Source organism: Streptomyces sp. NPDC044921 (genome assembly GCF_056432865.1).
Genome location: NZ_JBWKIF010000007.1, coordinates 39615 through 56409, shown reverse-complemented (window position 1 = coordinate 56409; position 16795 = coordinate 39615). Strand labels below are relative to the sequence as shown.

Here is a 16795-nt window from a genome sequence, read left to right as displayed (position 1 = left end):
TGCAGGGAACCAATCGCCCTGCTCATCCGTAGGGATGAGCAGGGCGGGCTTTTTCACCACGACCGAGGGGAACCCATGGACGAGCAGGCTGCGGGCAGCCCGCAGGACGCCCACAGCGTCCCCATGTGCTACCGCCACCCGGACCGTGAGACGGGCATCCGCTGCACCCGCTGCGAACGCCCGATCTGCCCCGAGTGCATGGTCGACGCGTCGGTCGGCTTCCACTGCCCCGAGTGCGTCCGCACCGGTTCCGGCACCGGGCACGCCCCCTCGGCCTCGATGCCCCGGACGCTCGCGGGCGGCAGCATCGCCGCGGACCCCCGCCTGCTCACCAAGATCCTGATCGGGATCAACCTCGCGGTCTTCATCGCCGTCCAGGTCCACGAGTCGCTCCTCAACGACCTCGTCCTGCTCGGCGCCTGGCCCACCGCCCCCTTCACTCCCACCCAGGGCGTGGCGGGAGGCGAGTGGTACCGCATGGTGACGTCGGTCTTCACCCACCAGGAGATCTGGCACATCGCGTTCAACATGCTCAGCCTCTGGTGGCTCGGCGGCCCGCTGGAAGCGGCCCTGGGGCGCGTGCGCTACCTCGCGCTCTACCTGGTCTCGGGCCTCGCGGGCAGCGCGCTCGCCTATCTGCTGGCCTCGCCGACCACGGCCACCCTCGGCGCCTCGGGCGCGGTCTTCGGCCTCTTCGGTGCCACGGCCGTGCTGATGCGCCGGCTCAACTACGACATGCGCCCGATCATCGCCCTGCTGGCGATCAACCTGATCTTCACCTTCAGCCCGGGCTTCAACATCTCCTGGCAGGCCCACATCGGCGGACTCGTCGCCGGTGTCGCCGTCGGATACGCCATGGTCCACGCCCCGCGGGAGCGCCGCGCCCTGGTCCAGTACGGCACCTGCGCCCTGGTGCTCGCGGTGGTGGTGCTGGTGACCCTGTTGAGGACGGCACAGCTCAGCTGAGCGCCACCGTTGTCCACAGCGGGTGGCGGATCTTGTGCACAGTGTGCGGGAACACATGTGCCCCCTGTAACCGACCAGTGTTTCCGCAGGTCAGGCAGGGGGCGAACATGTTTTCGAGTCGCGGTACTTCCGTCATACCGGCGTCAACACCCGACGAGTTATCCACAGATCGTCTTTCTTTTTCCCCATGTGGATAACCGCTGTGGATAACTCAGCGAACAGCCCTGGGCAGAGCTGCGTTCACCGTCCGGTGACCGTTACTTCCACTGGGTCGAAACGCCGAATCCGGCGGCGATGAAGCCGAAGCCCACCACGATGTTCCAGTTGCCCAGGGAGTCGATGGGCAGCGAGCCGTCGGTGACGTAGAAGACCACGATCCAGGCCAGGCCGATGAGGAACATGGCCAGCATGACCGGTGCGACCCAGGCGCGGCTGTTCAGCTTGAGCGCGGTCGCCTGCTTCGACGGCGGCGGCGTGTAATCGGCCTTCTTGCGGATACGTGACTTCGGCACGAGGGTCTCTCCTGTCGATGCGCTGCGTGGCCGCGCAGGTAACTGGGTCGGTCTCGGGGCAGCGTGAGGGGACTCCGAATGCTCCCCCGGGCGTCCGTTAGCGTAGTGCTTCCGCCGCGCCGAAGGAGATAAGGGTACGTTGAGCAATTCTGCCGACTCCCCCGGGACGGGATCCACCCCTGGGCGCGCGCGCCGTTTCCGGCCCGTGCGGATCCTCACGGCGGCCGTCTTCGCTCTCGCCGGACTGATCTTCTTCACCAGCTTCAACACCGCCAAGGGCACCAACATCCGCTCCGACACCTCGCTGCTGAAGCTGTCCGACCTCATCCACGAACGCAGCCGTGCCAACGGCGAGCTGGACGAGACCAACGGCGCCCTGCGCAAGGACATAGAGGCGCTCGCCGAGCGGGACGACGGCTCCACCAAGGAGGAGGACGAGAAGCTCGCCGCCCTGGAGAAGCGCGCGGGCACGCAGAAGCTCACGGGCGAAGCGCTCACGGTCACGCTCAACGACGCCCCGCCGGACGCCACCGCCAAACTGCCCGGCTACCCCGAGCCGCAGCCCGACTACCTGGTCATCCACCAGCAGGACCTGCAGGCGGTGGTGAACGCGCTGTGGCAGGGCGGGGCCAAGGGCATCAAGGTCATGGACCAGCGGCTGATCTCCACGAGCGCGGTGCGCTGCGTGGGCAACACCCTGATCCTCCAGGGGCGCGTCTACTCACCCCCGTACAAGATCACCGCGGTCGGTGACCCCGGGAAGCTGAAGAAGGCCCTCGCGGCGTCCCCGGCGATCCAGAACTACATGGTCTACGTCAATGTCTACGGGCTCGGATGGAAAGTCGAGGAGAACGGCCCGGTGACTCTGCCCGGCTACTCGGGCACAGTGGATCTGCACTACGCGAAGCCCGTGGAGTAGCAGCCCAGCCCGGGGGAGCCGCCGGTGCGCGTGATCGTCAGGACCGTCAGCGAACTCTGCATCACCGTCGGCACCGTGATCGTGCTGTTCGTGGTCTACGTCCTCTTCTGGACGGGGGTGCGGGCCGACGGCGTCATGGACGACCAGATCGACCTGCTGCGCGAGGAGTGGGCCGAGCCCCGCGCGCCGGGCGGCACCCCGCCGACGGGCCCCGGGAAGCCGAAGCCCTACGCGCAGGGCAGGCCGTTCGCGATCATGTACATCCCGCGGCTCGGTTTCACGTGGAACAAGCCGGTGCTGGAGGGCACGGCCACCTCCACGCTGAAGAAGGGACTCGGGCACTACGCCGAGACCGCCCAGCTGGGACAGCGGGGCAACTTCGCGGTCGCCGGCCACCGCCGCACCCACGGCGACCCCTTCAAGGACTTTCCCCGGCTGCGGCGCGGGGACGCGGTGGTGCTGACCGACGGCACGACCTGGTTCACGTACCGGATCGACAAGGGACCGTACAAAACAGTGCCCTCGGACATCGAGGTGATCGACCCTGTCCCCCGTACTTCCGGGTACACGCGCCCGGGCCGGTATCTGACGCTGACCACGTGCGAACCCGAGTGGGGGCACAGTCATCGGCTGATCGTCTGGGGGCACCTGGACTCCACCCAGCCCGTGGAGGCCGGGAAACCCGGGGCGCTGCGCCGTTAGTCTGGTGGCTGTACGGCGTGGGTCTGGTGCCGTGGTACGACGGAAGGGACGGCATGTACGGCTGGATCTGGCGGCATCTGCCGGGGAACACGTGGGTGAAGGCAGTGATCTCGCTCGCCCTGGTCGTGGCCGTGGTCTACGTCCTCTTCCAGTACGTCTTCCCGTGGGCGGAACCGCTGCTGCCCTTCAACGATGTGACGGTGGACAACCAGTGAGCGCGCGCATTCTCGTCGTCGACAACTACGACAGCTTCGTCTTCAACCTGGTCCAGTACCTGTACCAGCTGGGCGCCGAGTGCGAGGTCCTGCGCAACGACGAGGTCTCGACGGCCCACGCCCAGGACGGCTTCGACGGGGTCCTGCTCTCCCCGGGCCCCGGCACACCGGAGCAGGCCGGGGTGTGCGTGGACATGGTCCGGCACTGCGCCGCGACCGGTGTGCCCGTCTTCGGCGTCTGCCTCGGCATGCAGTCGATGCAGGTGGCCTACGGCGGTGTGGTGGACCGGGCGCCCGAGCTGCTGCACGGCAAGACCTCGCTGGTCGAGCACGGCGGCGTGGGCGTCTTCGCGGGCCTGCCGTCGCCCTTCACGGCGACCCGCTACCACTCGCTGGCCGCCGAGCCGGCGACGGTCCCGGCCGAGCTGGAGGTCACCGCCCGGACGCACGACGGCATCGTCATGGGCCTCAGACACCGTGAACTGCCGGTCGAGGGCGTGCAGTTCCACCCCGAGTCGGTACTGACGGAGCACGGGCACCGGATGCTGGCCAACTGGCTGGTGGAGTGCGGCGACCAGGGCGCGGTGGCGAGGTCGGCCGGGCTCGCCCCGGTGGTGGGCAGGGCCACGGCGTGACCGCGCTGCGCCCCGAGCGCGAGTCCGACACCTCGTACGGGCAGCAGTCGTACGGGGTGCCGGGTGCGCCGGAGGACTGGTCGGGCGGGGCGTACGGCGCCGCTCAGCGGCCGGGGCGGCAGCCGCGGACCCCGCCGTACACGCCGCAGGCGCAGGCCCATCCGCCGGGGCCGGGGCCCCAGCCCCACGCGTCCGGGCGGCAGCCCTACGCGCCGGAGCCGGGTCCCGAGCCCTACACGGGGTCCTACGGGCCCGGTGGCGGCGGGTCCTTCCTGCCGCCCGCCGACGAGGAGACGGTGGCGCTGCGGATACCGGATCCGCCGCCCGTGGACGCGGACGCCCCGGGCGACGCCCCGGGAGGCTCCACAACGGGCGCTGCGGCCTCTTCCCGCGCGCGGCGGGACGGCCCCGCTCCCGGAGGCCGCGCGGCCCGCAGGAAGGCCGCCAAGCGCCGCCACGGGCGCCACGGAAGCGCCGCGGAGGCCTCCGCCGCCACGGCTCCCGCGGCCCGGGAAGGGGCCCGGGCGCCGCTGTCCCGGGTCGAGGCGCGGCGTCAGGCGCGGGCCCGCAAGCCGGGTGCGGCGGTCGTGGCGAGCCGGGCGATCGGCGAGGTGTTCATCACCACTGGTGTGCTGATGCTGCTGTTCGTCACCTACCAGCTGTGGTGGACCAACGTCCGGGCGCACGCGCAGGCCGGCAAGGAGGCCAGCAGCCTCCAGAACGACTGGGCGAGCGGCAAGCGCAACCCGGGGGTCTTCGAGCCGGGGCAGGGCTTCGCCATCCTGCACATCCCGAAGCTGGACGTGGTCGTGCCCATCGCGGAGGGCACCAGCAGCAAGGGCGTGCTCGACCGGGGCATGGTCGGGCACTACGCCGAGGGGGCGCTGAAGACCGCGATGCCCGGCGACAAGACCGGGAACTTCGGGCTCGCGGGGCACCGCAACACCCACGGCGAACCGTTCCGCTACATCAACAAGCTCGCTCCCGGCGATCCGATCGTCGTGGAGACGCAGGACGAGTACTACGTCTACAAGATGGCCTCGATCCTGCCGGTGACGTCGCCGAGCAACACGAGCGTCCTGAACCCGATCCCCGCGGGGTCGGGCTTCACCAAGCCCGGCCGCTACATCACGCTGACCACGTGCACGCCGGAGTTCACCAGCAAGTACCGGATGATCGTCTGGGGCAAGATGGTCGAGGAACGGCCGCGCAGCAAGGGCAAGCCGGATGCGCTCGTCAGTTAAGGGCAGATGACCAGTGGCAGCGACCACCGACACCGAGCACGAAGAGCACACCGGCACGGCCTCCCGGCCGTCCGCGGCACGCCGCCGCCCCGGTCCGATCGCCAGGGCGGTCAGCTTCCTCGGGGAACTTCTGATCACGGCGGGCCTGGTCCTGGGCCTGTTCGTCGTCTACTCGCTGTGGTGGACGAACGTCGTCGCGGACCGCGCGGCCGGCAGGCAGGCGGACAGGGTCCGGGACGACTGGGCGCACGGCCGGGGGGGACCGGGCGCGCTGGACACGAAGAACGGCATCGGCTTCCTGCACGTGCCGGCGATGAGCGACGACGAGGTCCTGGTCGAGAAGGGCACCTCGAACAAGATCCTCAACGACGGTGTCGCCGGGTACTACACGGAGCCGGTCAAGTCGGCCCTGCCGATGTCGGGCAAGCCCGGGAACTTCTCGCTGGCCGCCCACCGCGACGGTCACGGCGCCAAGTTCCACAACATCGACAAGATCGAGAAGGGCGACCCGATCGTCTTCGAGACGAAGGACAAGTGGTACGTCTACAAGACGTACGCCATCCTCCCCGAGACGTCGAAGTACAACGTCAAGGTGCTCGCGAAGGTGCCGAAGGAGTCCGGCAAGAAGAAGCCGGGCCACTACATCACGCTGACGACGTGCACGCCGTTGTACACGAGCACCTACCGGTACGTCGTGTGGGGCGAACTGGAACGCGTCGAGAAGGTCGACGAGAACCGCACCCCGCCGGAGGAACTGCGCTGACCCGGCCCCGGTCCCACGGCACAACGGAAAGCCCGGCCCCCCTGATCAGGGAGGCCGGGCTTTTCACGTGAGCCGGGGCGGTGCGTCAGTCGTCACCGTTGAGGCCGCCGAAGATGCCGCCGTTGTTGCCACCGCCGCCGTTGTTGTTGTTGCCGCCGTTCCCGCCGAAGTTCACGGTCTGCAGGGTGACCGTGGTGTTCGCCGGGTCGTCGACCTCCTGGTTGCCCTGGGGGTCCTGGGCCACGACGCGGGCCTCGTCGCTCTGGTCGCTGCCGCCCGCGAACTGGATGTTCGTGAAGCCGGCCGCCGCCAGGGTCTGCTTGGCCTGGCCGACGGTCTGGCCGACGACCTGCGGGACGCGCGTCTTCTGCTGTTCCTTCTTCTTGCCGATCTGGAGGGTGACCGACGAGTTCTTGTCGACGGAGGTGCCGGCCTGCGGGGTGGTCGCGATGACCTTGCCGACCTGGTTGTCGTCCTCGGTCTCGACCTCGGTGCAGTTGCCGACCAGGTTGCTGGCCTGCATCTGCTGCTTGGCCGCCTCACAGCTCTGTCCGAGCACGTCCGGCACGGTGGACTTCGCCTCGGCCTTGGCGATGACGAGGGTGATGGTGGAGCCCTTCTCCACCTCGGCGCCCAGTTCCGGGTCCTGCTCCAGGACGGTGCCGGGGTCCTCCGAGGACTCCCTGCTCTTCGTCTTGACCTCGAACTCGTACTTGTCGCCCTCCAGCGTGGCCCGCGCGTCGTCCAGGCTCTGGCCGACGACGCTCGGCACCGCCACCTTCGGCGCCCCGGTCGACACCACCAGCGCGATGGTCCCGCCCTTCTGGACTTCGGTGCCGGCCTTCGGGCTCTGGGAGCAGACGTTGCCCTTGGCCTGGTTCTCGCAGGGCTTCTTGGAGAACGTCAGTTCCAGGTCGGAGTTGGTCGCCAGTTTGCGGGCGTTCTGCTCCGTCTCGCCGACGAAGTTGGGCGCCGGCAGGGTGTCGTCGCTCGCGCCGTCGCCGCTGACCGCCCACCGGCCGATCAGGATCGCGCCGACCAGGACGAGGATGCCCGCCACCACCAGCAGGATCGTGGAGGTGCTGGACTTGCGTTGCTGCCCGCGGCGCCGGTCGGGGCGCTCGTCGTAGCCGTAGCCGCCGTCGTCCGGGTTCATGGGGGGCAGCATCGACGTGGCGCCGGCGCCGGAGTCCGCGCGCAGGGCCGTGGTCGGCTGGTCGTCGGGGTAGCCGCCGTAGCCGACGGAACCCATGGCGGCCGTCGCCGCGACCGGCTGGCCGTCGAGGCAGGCCTCGATGTCGGCGCGCATCTCGTCGGCCGACTGGTAGCGGTAGTCGGGGTCCTTGACGAGCGCCTTCAGCACGATCGCGTCCATCTCGGGCGTGATCTCGGGATCGAAGACGGACGGCGGCTGGGCCTCTTCCCTAACGTGCTGGTACGCGACGGCGACCGGGGAGTCGCCCACGAACGGCGGGCGGACGGTCAGCAGCTCGTAGAGCAGGCAGCCCGTGGAGTACAGGTCCGAGCGGGCGTCCACCTGCTCGCCCTTGGCCTGCTCCGGGGAGAGGTACTGGGCGGTGCCGATGACGGCCGCGGTCTGCGTCATCGTCATGCCGGAGTCGCCCATGGCGCGGGCGATGCCGAAGTCCATCACCTTGACCTGGCCGTTGCGCGTCAGCATGACGTTCGCGGGCTTGATGTCACGGTGGACGATGCCGTTGCGGTGGGCGTACTCCAGGCCCTGCAGGATGCCGATCGTCATCTCCATGGCCCGCTCCGGCAGCAGCTTGCGGCCGGAGTGCAGCAGCTCACGGAGCGTCGAGCCGTCCACGTACTCCATGACGATGTACGGGATCGACACGTTGTCGATGTAGTCCTCGCCCGTGTCGTAGACCGCGACGATCGCGGGATGGTTGAGCGAGGCGGCCGACTGGGCCTCCCGGCGGAACCGGGCCTGGAAGGAAGGGTCACGCGCGAGGTCCGCGCGCAGCGTCTTCACCGCCACGGTGCGGCCGAGGCGGGTGTCATGCGCGAGGTATACCTCCGCCATGCCACCACGCCCGAGCACCTGGCCCAGTTCGTACCGGCCGCCGAGGCGACGCGGCTCTTCCATAGCTACCTACCAGCCCTCTCCGTCGGTCCCGACCGGAAGCTTGTGCGGTCGGAGGCTGCCGTCCGGGCCTACCGTACCCGGCTCGCTTTGTGTGACCTGGCCAAGCCCGTCAGCCGATACAGGACCGGTATCGCAACGTGCACCGATGTGAAGCAGACGTGAGCGGGGTCACTTCTTGCTGTCGAGGACCGCCTTCATCACGTCCCTCGCGATCGGCGCCGCGAGGCCGCCGCCGGAGATGTCGTCACGGACGGCGTTGTCGTCCTCGATGACGACCGCGACCGCCACGGGAGCGCTTCCGTCCTCGTCCTTGGCGTAGGAGATGAACCACGCGTAGGGGTTCTCGCTGTTGTCCACACCGTGCTGGGCGGTACCGGTCTTGCCGCCCACCTTGACGCCGTCGATCTTGGCGTTGGAGCCGGTGCCCTTGTCGACGACCGTCTCCATCATCGACTGCAGGATCTGCGCGTTCTCCGGGGACAGTGGCTGGCTGAGCTCCTCCGGGTCGGTCTTCTCGATCGGGTCGAGGCCGGGCGACTGGAGCTCGTCGACCATGTACGGCTTCATCAGCTTGCCGTCGTTGGCGACGGCCGAGGCCACCATGGCCATCTGCAGCGGGGTCGCGGCGGTGTTGAACTGGCCGATGGAGGACAGCGCCGTCTGCGAGGGGTTCATGTCGTCGGAGAAGACCGAGGCGTTGGCCCGGACCGGCGTGAACTGCTCCTCGCCGAAGCCGAACTCCTGCGCCTCCTTCAGCATCTTCTCGTTGCCGAGGTCGGAGCCGATCTTGCCGAAGACGGTGTTGCAGGAGTACTGCAGCGCCACCCGCAGCGACGCGTTCTTGCAGGGGATGTTGCCCTCGTTGGGCAGCTTGGTGGTGGTGCCCTCCATGACCCACGGGTCGGGCGAGTCCGTCTTCGCGTCCGGGTCCGTGTACAACCCGTTCTCCAGGGCCGCGGCCGCGGTGACGACCTTGAAGGTGGACCCGGGCGGGTACGTCTCGCGCAGGGCCCGGTTGAGCATCGGGTCGTCGGGGTTGTTCTTCTTCTGGAGCTTCTGCCAGGCCTCGGTGTCCGTCGTCGTGGAGTTCCCGGCGAAGGACGACGGGTCGTACGACGGGTAGGAGGCCAGTGCCAGGATCTTGCCCGTCGACGGCTCCAGGGCGACGACCGCGCCCTTGCCGCCCTGCCGCTTCAGACCGTTGAACGCGGCCTTCTGCGCGGCGGTGTTGAGCGTCGTGACGACGTTGCCGCCGCCCTGCTTCTCGCCGGTGAGCATGTCGAGGGTGTTGCGGAAGAACAGCCGGTCGTCGTTGCCGGTGAGGATGCCGTCCTCGATGGACTCCAGCTGCGTGGCGCCGAAGGCCTGCGAGGCGTACCCGGTGACCGGCGCCCACATCGGGCCGTCCTTGTAGGTCCGCTTGAACTTGAAGTCGCTGCCCGACGTCTCGGTGGAGCCGGTGATGGGCTTGCCGCCGACGATGATGTCGCCGCGCGGGGCGGCGTACCGCTCGATGATGACGCGGCGGTTCTTGGGGTCGGTCCTCAGCTCGTCGGCCTGGACGTACTGGATCCAGTTGTCGCGGATCAGCAGAGCCAGCACGAGCAGGCCGCAGAAGATCGCGATCCGGCGCAGGGGCTTGTTCATGACGGGCGGACCACCTGGGTCATCTCGGCGTCGGGGTTGGCGGCGGGGGCGGGGGCGGGGCGTCGGGCGGTGTCGCTGATGCGCAGCAGGATGCCGATCAGCGCCCAGTTGGCGATCACCGACGAACCGCCGTAGGCCACGAACGGCAGCGTCATACCGGTCAGCGGGATGAGGCCCATGACACCGCCGGCCACCACGAAGACCTGGAGGCCGAAGGCGCCGGACAGGCCGATCGCCAGCAGCTTGCCGAACGGGTCGCGGGCCGCGAGCGCGGTGCGCACGCCCCGCTCGATGATCAGGCCGTACAGCAGCAGGATCGCCATGACGCCGGCCAGGCCGAGCTCCTCGCCGAAGGTGGCGAGGATGAAGTCGGAGTTGGCGGCGAAGCCGATGAGGTCGGAGTTGCCCTGCCCCAGGCCGGTGCCGAGCGTGCCGCCGGAGCCGAAGGCCCACAGCGCCTGCATGGCCTGCTCGGAGTGGACCACGCCGTCCTGGACGCCCGCGCGGGAGAGTTCGAACTCGCGCATCGGGTCGAGCCAGGCCTGCACACGCGTCTGGATGTGCGGCTCGAAGCTCGCCACGCCGACGGCGCCGACCGCGGACATCAGCAGACCGAAGACGATCCAGCTCGTCCGCTCGGTGGCGACGTACAGCATGATGACGAACATCCCGAAGAACAGCAGGGACGTACCGAGGTCGGTCTCGAAGACCAGGATGAGGATCGAGATGACCCAGACCACCAGGATCGGGCCGAGGTCGCGGCCGCGCGGCAGGTACAGGCCCATGAAGCGGCGGCTGGCCAGGGCGAGCGCGTCCCGCTTGACCATGAGGTAGCCGGCGAAGAAGACCGCGAGCACGATCTTCGCGAACTCACCGGGCTGCAGCGTGCCGAGACCGGGGATCTTGATCCAGATCTTGGCGCCGTAGATGTTCGCCCCGAGCCCCGGCACGAGCGGCAGGATCAGCAGGAACAGCGCACCGGCCATGGAGATGTACGTGTAGCGCTGCAGGACGCGGTGGTCCTTGAGGAAGATCAGCACGGCGACCAGCAGGGCGACACCCATCGCGGAGTACAGCAGCTGGCGCGGTGCCGCTTCGACGAACGTCTTGGACGCCTGCAGCCGGCTCGACTGGTCCAGCCGCCAGATGATGACGAGCCCGAGTCCGTTCAGCAGCGTCGCCAGCGGCAGCATCAGCGGGTCCGCGTACGGCGCGAACTTCCGTACGACGAGGTGGCCGACGCCCGCGAGCAGGCCGAGTCCGAGGCCGTAGCTCAGCAGGCCCGGCGGCACCGAGTCGTTGATGGCCAGGCCGACGTTGGCGTAGGCGAACACCGGGATGACGACGGCGAACACCAGCAGTGCCAGCTCGGTGTTGCGGCGGCTCGGGGCGCCGATCGCGCCGATGGTGGACGTGTGGTGCGTCGGCGAGTTGGAAGTACTGCTCATCGTGTGACGGGGCCTCTCACGGCTTGCCTACTGCTTACCGCACAGCGAGACGACCTTCTGCTCTTCCTCCGAGAGGCTGGGGCCGGGGCTGGGAGTGGGTGCGGTCGTGGTCGGGGGCGTGGACTTCTCAGGCGCCGACGGCGAGCCCGACGGGTTCGACGGGTTCGGCGTCGGTGTGGCCTTGGACGTGAAGGAGGCGGGAGTGGTTCCCGTGGTGCCCCCGGCCTCGCCTTCGCCGGTCCTGGCGTTGTTGCTCTCGGCTGCGCGCCGCTGGGCCTCCTTCTTGCACGCGGAGGCCTGCACCGACAGTTCCTCGATCTTCGCCTGGGCGTTCTTCAGGTCGCCCTCGGCGATCGTCGCCCTGACCAGCTTCTGCTGGTAGGGCGGCAAGTACTTGAGTTCGATCTCGGGGTGGTCCTTCTCGACCTTCGACAGCGACACCCACGCCAGGTCCTGGCTGATGCCCCGGTACAGCGCGACGTGCTCGTCCTGGGCGCCGACGTAGTACTGCGTCTGCGTCCAGCGCCAGCCGCCGTACAGGCCGCCGCCGACGACGGCCAGGGCGAGGACGCCGTAGAGGGATCTCTTCAGCCAGCGGCCCTTCTTGCGGGGCTTGGCGAAGTCGCCGTCGTCGTAGTCGAAGCCCGCCGCCGGGATGTAGCCGGTGGTGTCGCCGGAGCCGGGCGGGCCGAACTCCCCGCCCCCGCCCCCGTGCCCCTGGCGGCCGAGGCCGGAGGCGCGGCCGGCGGGCGTCTGCATGATGCCGTTGTCGTGCAGCTGGTGCTGGTTCTCGGCGACGGCGCCGACCACGACCGGGGTGTCGGAGAGCTGCCCCGCGAGGGTATCGCCCGTGTCCAGGTCGAGGACGTCGGCGACGATGACGGTGATGTTGTCCGGGCCGCCGCCGCGCAGCGCCAGCTCGATCAGGTTCTGGACGGTCTCCTGGGGGCCCTGGTAGCTGGCGAGGGTGTCCTCCAGCGTCTGGTGGGACACCACCCCGGACAGGCCGTCGGAGCAGATCAGGTAGCGGTCGCCGGCGCGGACCTCGCGGATGGACAGGTCCGGTTCGACGTGGTCGCCGGAGCCGAGGGCGCGCATCAGCAGCGAGCGCTGCGGGTGCGTGGTCGCCTCCTCCTCGGTGATCCGGCCCTCGTCGACCAGGCGCTGCACCCAGGTGTGGTCCTGGGTGATCTGCGTGAGCACACCGTCGCGCAGCAGGTACGCGCGCGAGTCGCCGACGTGCACCAGGCCGAGCCGCTGACCGGTCCACAGCAGGGCGGTGAGGGTGGTCCCCATGCCCTCCAGCTGGGGGTCGTCCTCGACCATCGAGCGCAGCTGGTCGTTGGCGCGCTGCACCGCGGTGCCGAGCGAGGTGAGGATGTCCGAGCCGGGGACGTCGTCGTCGAGCGCGACGATGGTGGAGATGGCCTCGGAGGAGGCGACCTCACCGGCGGCGGCGCCGCCCATGCCGTCGGCGATGGCGAGCAGGCGCGGGCCGGCGTATCCGGAGTCCTCGTTGCCCTCCCGGATCATGCCCTTGTGCGATCCGGCGGCGAAGCGCAGTGACAGACTCATGCGCACCTCGCCTGTCGGCTCCGGGTACAGCCGGTCGTGTCGAGCCACACTGCCCACCCTCCGGTCGGGAGCGCGCCGGGGCCCGGGGTGGGGCCCGCCACTGCGTGCTCGCTCCGCTCGCGCCTATCCATGATGTAGCACTACTTCCGCAGCTCGATGACGGTCTTGCCGATGCGGATCGGCGCGCCCGGTGCAATCGGTGTGGGAGTCGTCAGCCGGGTGCGGTCCAGGTACGTGCCGTTGGTGGAGCCGAGGTCCTCGACGATCCACTGGCCGTCGCGGTCCGGGTAGATCCTGGCATGGCGGCTGGAGGCGTAGTCGTCGTCCAGCACGATCGTCGAGTCGTGCGCCCGGCCCAGGGTGATGGTCTGCCCCTGGAGCGCGACCGTCGTGCCGGTGAGGGTGCCCTCGGTCACGACGAGCTTGGTGGGGGCGTTTCGGCCGCGCCGGCCGCCGCCGGACTGCTGGCGCTGCGGCGGCGGCGCCTGGCGCGCGGCCTGCTGCTGGCGGCCGGCCTCGCGGCGCGATCCGCGCTGGGTGACCCGCGTACCGAACAGGTCGCTCCGGATGACCTGCACGGCCACGATCACGAACAGCCACAGTACGGCCAGGAACCCCAGCCGCATGACCGTGAGGGTCAGCTCTGACATTGCCCCCGCTTCACCCTTCGGCTTGCCTATAGATAACGGTGGTGCTGCCCACGACGATCCGCGAGCCGTCGCGGAGCGTAGCGCGGGTGGTGTGCTGCCCGTCCACCACGATGCCGTTGGTGGATCCGAGATCCTGGATCGTCGAGGGCGTTCCGGTCCGGATCTCGCAGTGCCGGCGGGAGACGCCGGGGTCGTCGATCCGCACGTCGGCGTCGGTGCTGCGGCCCAGCACCAGCGTCGGGCGGGAGATCTGATGGCGGGTGCCGTTGATCTCGATCCAGTGGCGCGTGCGTCCGCCGGCGGCCGGGGCGGCCGGGGGCCGCTGGGCGCCCGCGGCGGGCGGATAGCCGTACCCGCCGGGACGGCCGCCGGGCGGCGGCGCGGCCGGCATAGGCGGTGCGCCGGTGGGGGAGGCGGCCGGCGGGTAGCCGTAGCCGCCGGGGCGGCCGGCCGGGGCGGCGGGCGCGGCGCCGCTTCCCGGGGCGCCCGGCTGGCTGCTGGAGGAGGCGAGCGTACGGCTGCGCACCCGGTACAGGCCGGTGTCCAGGTCGTCCGCCTTCTCCAGGTGCACCTTGATCGGGCCCATGAAGGTGTAGCGCTGCTGCTTGGCGTAGTCGCGCACCATGCCGGCGAGCTCGTCGCCGAGCTGGCCGGAGTAGGGGCTGAGCCGCTCGAAGTCCGGCGTGCTCAGCTCCACGATGAAGTCGTTGGGGACGACCGTGCGGTCGCGGTTCCAGATGGTGGCGTTGTTGTCGCACTCGCGCTGGAGCGCTCCCGCGATCTCCACGGGCTGGACCTCGGACTTGAACACCTTGGCGAAGGTGCCGTTGACCAGACCTTCGAGACGCTGCTCGAACTTCTTCAGGACTCCCATGGGGCACCTCCTCCGTCGCTGCCGTCCTGTGCACTGCCCTGCGGGCCGCTTGCCTGGTACTGCTTACTGATCGTATCCACGCGCCGGTCGATCGGCTGGTTCCCCCTGTCAGGGCGGCCGACGGGTGTCGACGCATGACGAAGTTCCCTGTGGAGCTCCCCTTCGAACTCCTGCCGGGGTACCGCCGCGCGCAACCGCTTCGGGTACTCCCGCCAAGGATCGTAGAGGCGGCCGGAGACCAGTGTCCCGCACCGGGCTGTGGACCCCGACCGCCCTGTGGGAAGAGAGCGGGTACCGGTACGAGGTTGATACGTGGAGCGGCACGCGTTGATACGTGGCGGGACCACGGAAGGTTCGGCGGGGCCGCTGCCTGCGGGAAGAAGGGATGTGAACCCACCCCCTCCAGCGTGCTAATGTTCTGGGTGTCGGAAGGCGCCGGGCCGAAAGGCCGGAGCCCAGGACACACCCAATGCGCGGGTGGCGGAATAGGCAGACGCGCTGGATTCAGGTTCCAGTGCCCGCAAGGGCGTGGGGGTTCAACTCCCCCCTCGCGCACCAGGGAGCACCGACGAAAGTGCTCTAGCTGCACCGACGGAATGGGCGGCATCGTGATGACGATGCCGCCCATTCCTGTTTCTGCGGTGTGATGTCTGTCTCTGGGCACGGTGAAGCGGACCGTCGGTGGCCTATGGGCCGGCGGCGGTCCGCGTCTGTATGTGGATCTTGCTTGAGTGGCTCTCGGGGCGCGCTCTGTGAGGAAGGTCTCAGCGCTGCGTGATGTGGCCCTTGGGGGTCCACGTGCCCAGGGGCTTGGTCCTGCGGCGGCGAGTGGGCCGTCGGCGGGGCCGTTCGCCGCCCAGGGCGATGGCGTCGGCCCAGGAAGCGAGTTTGCGGCGGTTGGCGTGGGCGAGCTGGAAGGCCAGGAGGAGGGTCTGGGCCGCGATGCCGCGGATGCGGCGGGTGCCGGCGTCTTCGAGGCGTTCCTGGAGGCGGTCCTTGGCGAAGCCGTTGATGCCTTCGACGCTGTTGCGGAGCCGGAAGTAGACCCGTTGCCAGGCTTCGGAGCCGTACTGGAGCGGCTGCCAGAGGTTGGCGCCGGCTTCCGGGGGGACGGTGACGGTGCGCTGGACGCAGCAGGGCGGTGAGCCGGCCGGGTTCGGGGCGGGGTCGACGAGTGGCAGGTGGATGCCGCGGCCGAGCGTGCGGGGCTTGAGGGGGCACTGCGCGCGGTTGGCCTCTGCCGGGCACATCACGCGGCGGTGACCTTCGGCGTCGGGGCGTTGCTTGGGCATGAACACGTAGTTCATGCGGGCGCGGATGCGGTCGATCCAGGTCTGCTTGTCGATTTTCTTGGCCAGGAGGTCCTTGGTGGCGTCCTTGAGGGGCTGGGGCATGGACGGGCAGTACCAGTTGCCCTCGACGAGTTCGGCTCCCGCGAAGCCGGTCTGGACGCCGAGTTGGTCGGAGGCGTAGTCGTAGACGGGCTCGTAGCCCATGGCCCGGATGGGGAGCTGGAAGTTCTCCGGTTTCTGGCCGTTGTAGGCGCGGTCACCGGCCAGGTAGCCACGGGGGAAGCGGTTGTCGACGTGCTGGAGGGCCTCGACGGCGACCTGGCCGGGGCGGTGGCTTGGCTTGTCCACGGAGAAGGCCACGATCAGGGCGGGCACCACGTCGGGATTGGCGGAACCGTCGGGCAACGGGGCGCCGTGGCGCTCGGGGTCGCGGGCGACGACGAGGGAGGCGTCGTAGCCGAAGAGGCGCTTCTTGATCCTCTCGGTCTTCTTCTGCCCGCTGGTCTTCTGCCTGCCGCCGGCTGCCTCGATCGGGGTCAGGCCGTCCAGGGCGAGGGGGTCTTGGTGGCGGGTGGTGCGGACGTACCAGCCGGCGTCGGGATCGGTGGAGGTGACGGGGCTGTGGGAAGGCAGCCCTTTGGCGTAGGTGCCGATGGCGGTGGCGTCGAGGCTGACCGAGCCGTCCCAGCGCTCTTCCAGCAGGGGCAGGGCCTCGCGCAGGGACATGCCGAGGATCAAGTTGGACACGCGCAGCAGGCGGGCGCGCTTGTGGGTGAGTGCTTCCGGGTCGGCCCTGGTCAGGACTTTTTCGGCGTGGCGGCGGGCCAGGCGGTGGTTCTTCGGCAGCGGGGACGGGTCGATGGCCTCGAGGATGCTGTGCAGGCGGCGGCGGACCACGGCGTAGGCCGCTTCGAAGCCGCGGTCGTGGTCGGGGTAGCGGTGCAGGCCGAGCTGTTCGCGCATCGCGCCGGAGAGGGAGAAATACAGCAGGTTGGTGACAGTGGTGAAGGTGACGACTCCGCTGTTGCGCTGGGCGGCCAGGGCCATGCCGACCAGCAGGGCTTCCACTGAGAGCGTGCAGCGGCGGCCCTTGGTGCGGGCGATGAGCGGTTCGATCTCCTCGACGAGACCGGAGGCGGCCACCTCGTCGTAGACACGGCGGACTTCCTGATCGGGGATGACGGGGCGCTGGGCACGCAGACGGGTGATGAGGGCGTGGCGGGCGAGGCGGCGGTTCACC

General features: G+C 69.6%; 15 protein-coding genes and 1 tRNA gene. 8 read left to right on the top strand and 8 right to left on the bottom strand.

Translation table 11 applies throughout. The features are described 5' to 3' along the window. The first annotated feature begins 75 nt into the window (after window positions 1–75). Window positions 76–966, top strand: coding sequence for a rhomboid family intramembrane serine protease (locus AC07DA_RS12985; RefSeq protein ID WP_479127421.1), 891 nt, complete (start codon window positions 76–78; stop codon window positions 964–966). 257 nt (window positions 967–1223) lie between these two features. Here the strand turns inward: AC07DA_RS12985 and crgA are convergent, their stop codons facing one another. Beyond that, window positions 1224–1478, bottom strand: coding sequence for a cell division protein CrgA (gene crgA, locus AC07DA_RS12980; RefSeq protein WP_479127419.1), 255 nt, complete (start codon window positions 1476–1478; stop codon window positions 1224–1226). Between the two features lie 139 nt (window positions 1479–1617). Between crgA and AC07DA_RS12975 the strand changes: the two genes are divergently transcribed. Genes AC07DA_RS12975 through AC07DA_RS12950 form a run of 6 tightly spaced genes read left to right on the top strand, consistent with a single transcriptional unit; the run spans window position 1618 to window position 5956 of the window. Then, window positions 1618–2397 carry a DUF881 domain-containing protein gene (locus tag AC07DA_RS12975; protein WP_479127416.1) on the top strand — a complete coding sequence of 260 codons (780 nt, stop codon included), beginning with the start codon at window positions 1618–1620 and terminating at the stop codon, window positions 2395–2397. A 24-nt stretch (window positions 2398–2421) separates the two neighbouring features. Next, a complete protein-coding gene (locus AC07DA_RS12970; protein ID WP_479127414.1) occupies window positions 2422–3099 on the top strand; it encodes a class E sortase in 678 nt (225 codons plus the stop codon). A gap of 17 nt (window positions 3100–3116) precedes the next feature. Further along, window positions 3117–3314, top strand: a complete 198-nt coding sequence (locus tag AC07DA_RS12965; protein ID WP_179272487.1) for a hypothetical protein — start codon at window positions 3117–3119, stop codon at window positions 3312–3314. Continuing rightward, window positions 3311–3949 (top strand): aminodeoxychorismate/anthranilate synthase component II, encoded by a 639-nt coding sequence (locus tag AC07DA_RS12960; RefSeq protein ID WP_479127412.1) that lies wholly within the window; start codon window positions 3311–3313, stop codon window positions 3947–3949. The genes AC07DA_RS12965 and AC07DA_RS12960 overlap by 4 nt, the downstream gene beginning before the upstream one ends. After that, the gene (locus tag AC07DA_RS12955; RefSeq protein WP_479127410.1) at window positions 3946–5193 is read left to right on the top strand and encodes a class E sortase; all 1248 of its coding nucleotides are present in this window, start codon (window positions 3946–3948) and stop codon (window positions 5191–5193) included. The genes AC07DA_RS12960 and AC07DA_RS12955 overlap by 4 nt, the downstream gene beginning before the upstream one ends. Window positions 5194–5206: 13 nt before the next feature. Beyond that, on the top strand, window positions 5207–5956 hold the full coding sequence (locus AC07DA_RS12950) for a class E sortase (protein WP_479127408.1): 750 nt from the start codon (window positions 5207–5209) through the stop codon (window positions 5954–5956). Window positions 5957–6041: 85 nt separating this feature from the next. Here the strand turns inward: AC07DA_RS12950 and pknB are convergent, their stop codons facing one another. The 6 genes from pknB to AC07DA_RS12920 all read right to left on the bottom strand — a co-directional run bounded on the left by pknB (window position 6042) and on the right by AC07DA_RS12920 (window position 14263). Beyond that, window positions 6042–8069 (bottom strand): Stk1 family PASTA domain-containing Ser/Thr kinase, encoded by a 2028-nt coding sequence (gene pknB, locus AC07DA_RS12945; protein ID WP_479127406.1) that lies wholly within the window; start codon window positions 8067–8069, stop codon window positions 6042–6044. A 168-nt stretch (window positions 8070–8237) separates the two neighbouring features. Then, entirely contained in the window at window positions 8238–9716 is a 1479-nt protein-coding gene (locus tag AC07DA_RS12940) for a peptidoglycan D,D-transpeptidase FtsI family protein (RefSeq protein WP_479127404.1), read from the bottom strand. After that, a complete protein-coding gene (locus AC07DA_RS12935) occupies window positions 9713–11164 on the bottom strand; it encodes an FtsW/RodA/SpoVE family cell cycle protein (protein ID WP_479127402.1) in 1452 nt (483 codons plus the stop codon). Before AC07DA_RS12935 ends, AC07DA_RS12940 begins: the two co-directional genes overlap by 4 nt. Before the next feature lie 27 nt (window positions 11165–11191). After that, complete coding sequence (locus AC07DA_RS12930) at window positions 11192–12739, bottom strand: Stp1/IreP family PP2C-type Ser/Thr phosphatase (protein ID WP_479127400.1); 1548 nt, start codon at window positions 12737–12739, stop codon at window positions 11192–11194. Window positions 12740–12879: 140 nt separating this feature from the next. Continuing rightward, the gene (locus AC07DA_RS12925; protein ID WP_425944265.1) at window positions 12880–13389 is read right to left on the bottom strand and encodes an FHA domain-containing protein FhaB/FipA; all 510 of its coding nucleotides are present in this window, start codon (window positions 13387–13389) and stop codon (window positions 12880–12882) included. A gap of 10 nt (window positions 13390–13399) precedes the next feature. After that, window positions 13400–14263, bottom strand: coding sequence for an FhaA domain-containing protein (locus tag AC07DA_RS12920; protein ID WP_479127397.1), 864 nt, complete (start codon window positions 14261–14263; stop codon window positions 13400–13402). Between the two features lie 471 nt (window positions 14264–14734). Between AC07DA_RS12920 and AC07DA_RS12915 the strand changes: the two genes are divergently transcribed. Then, a tRNA-Leu gene (locus AC07DA_RS12915) sits at window positions 14735–14821 on the top strand. A 206-nt stretch (window positions 14822–15027) separates the two neighbouring features. On the opposite strand, the gene AC07DA_RS12910 is transcribed toward AC07DA_RS12915, so the two are convergent. Further along, window positions 15028–16794 carry a hypothetical protein gene (locus AC07DA_RS12910; protein WP_479127395.1) on the bottom strand — a complete coding sequence of 589 codons (1767 nt, stop codon included), beginning with the start codon at window positions 16792–16794 and terminating at the stop codon, window positions 15028–15030. Window position 16795 lies beyond the last annotated feature (1 nt).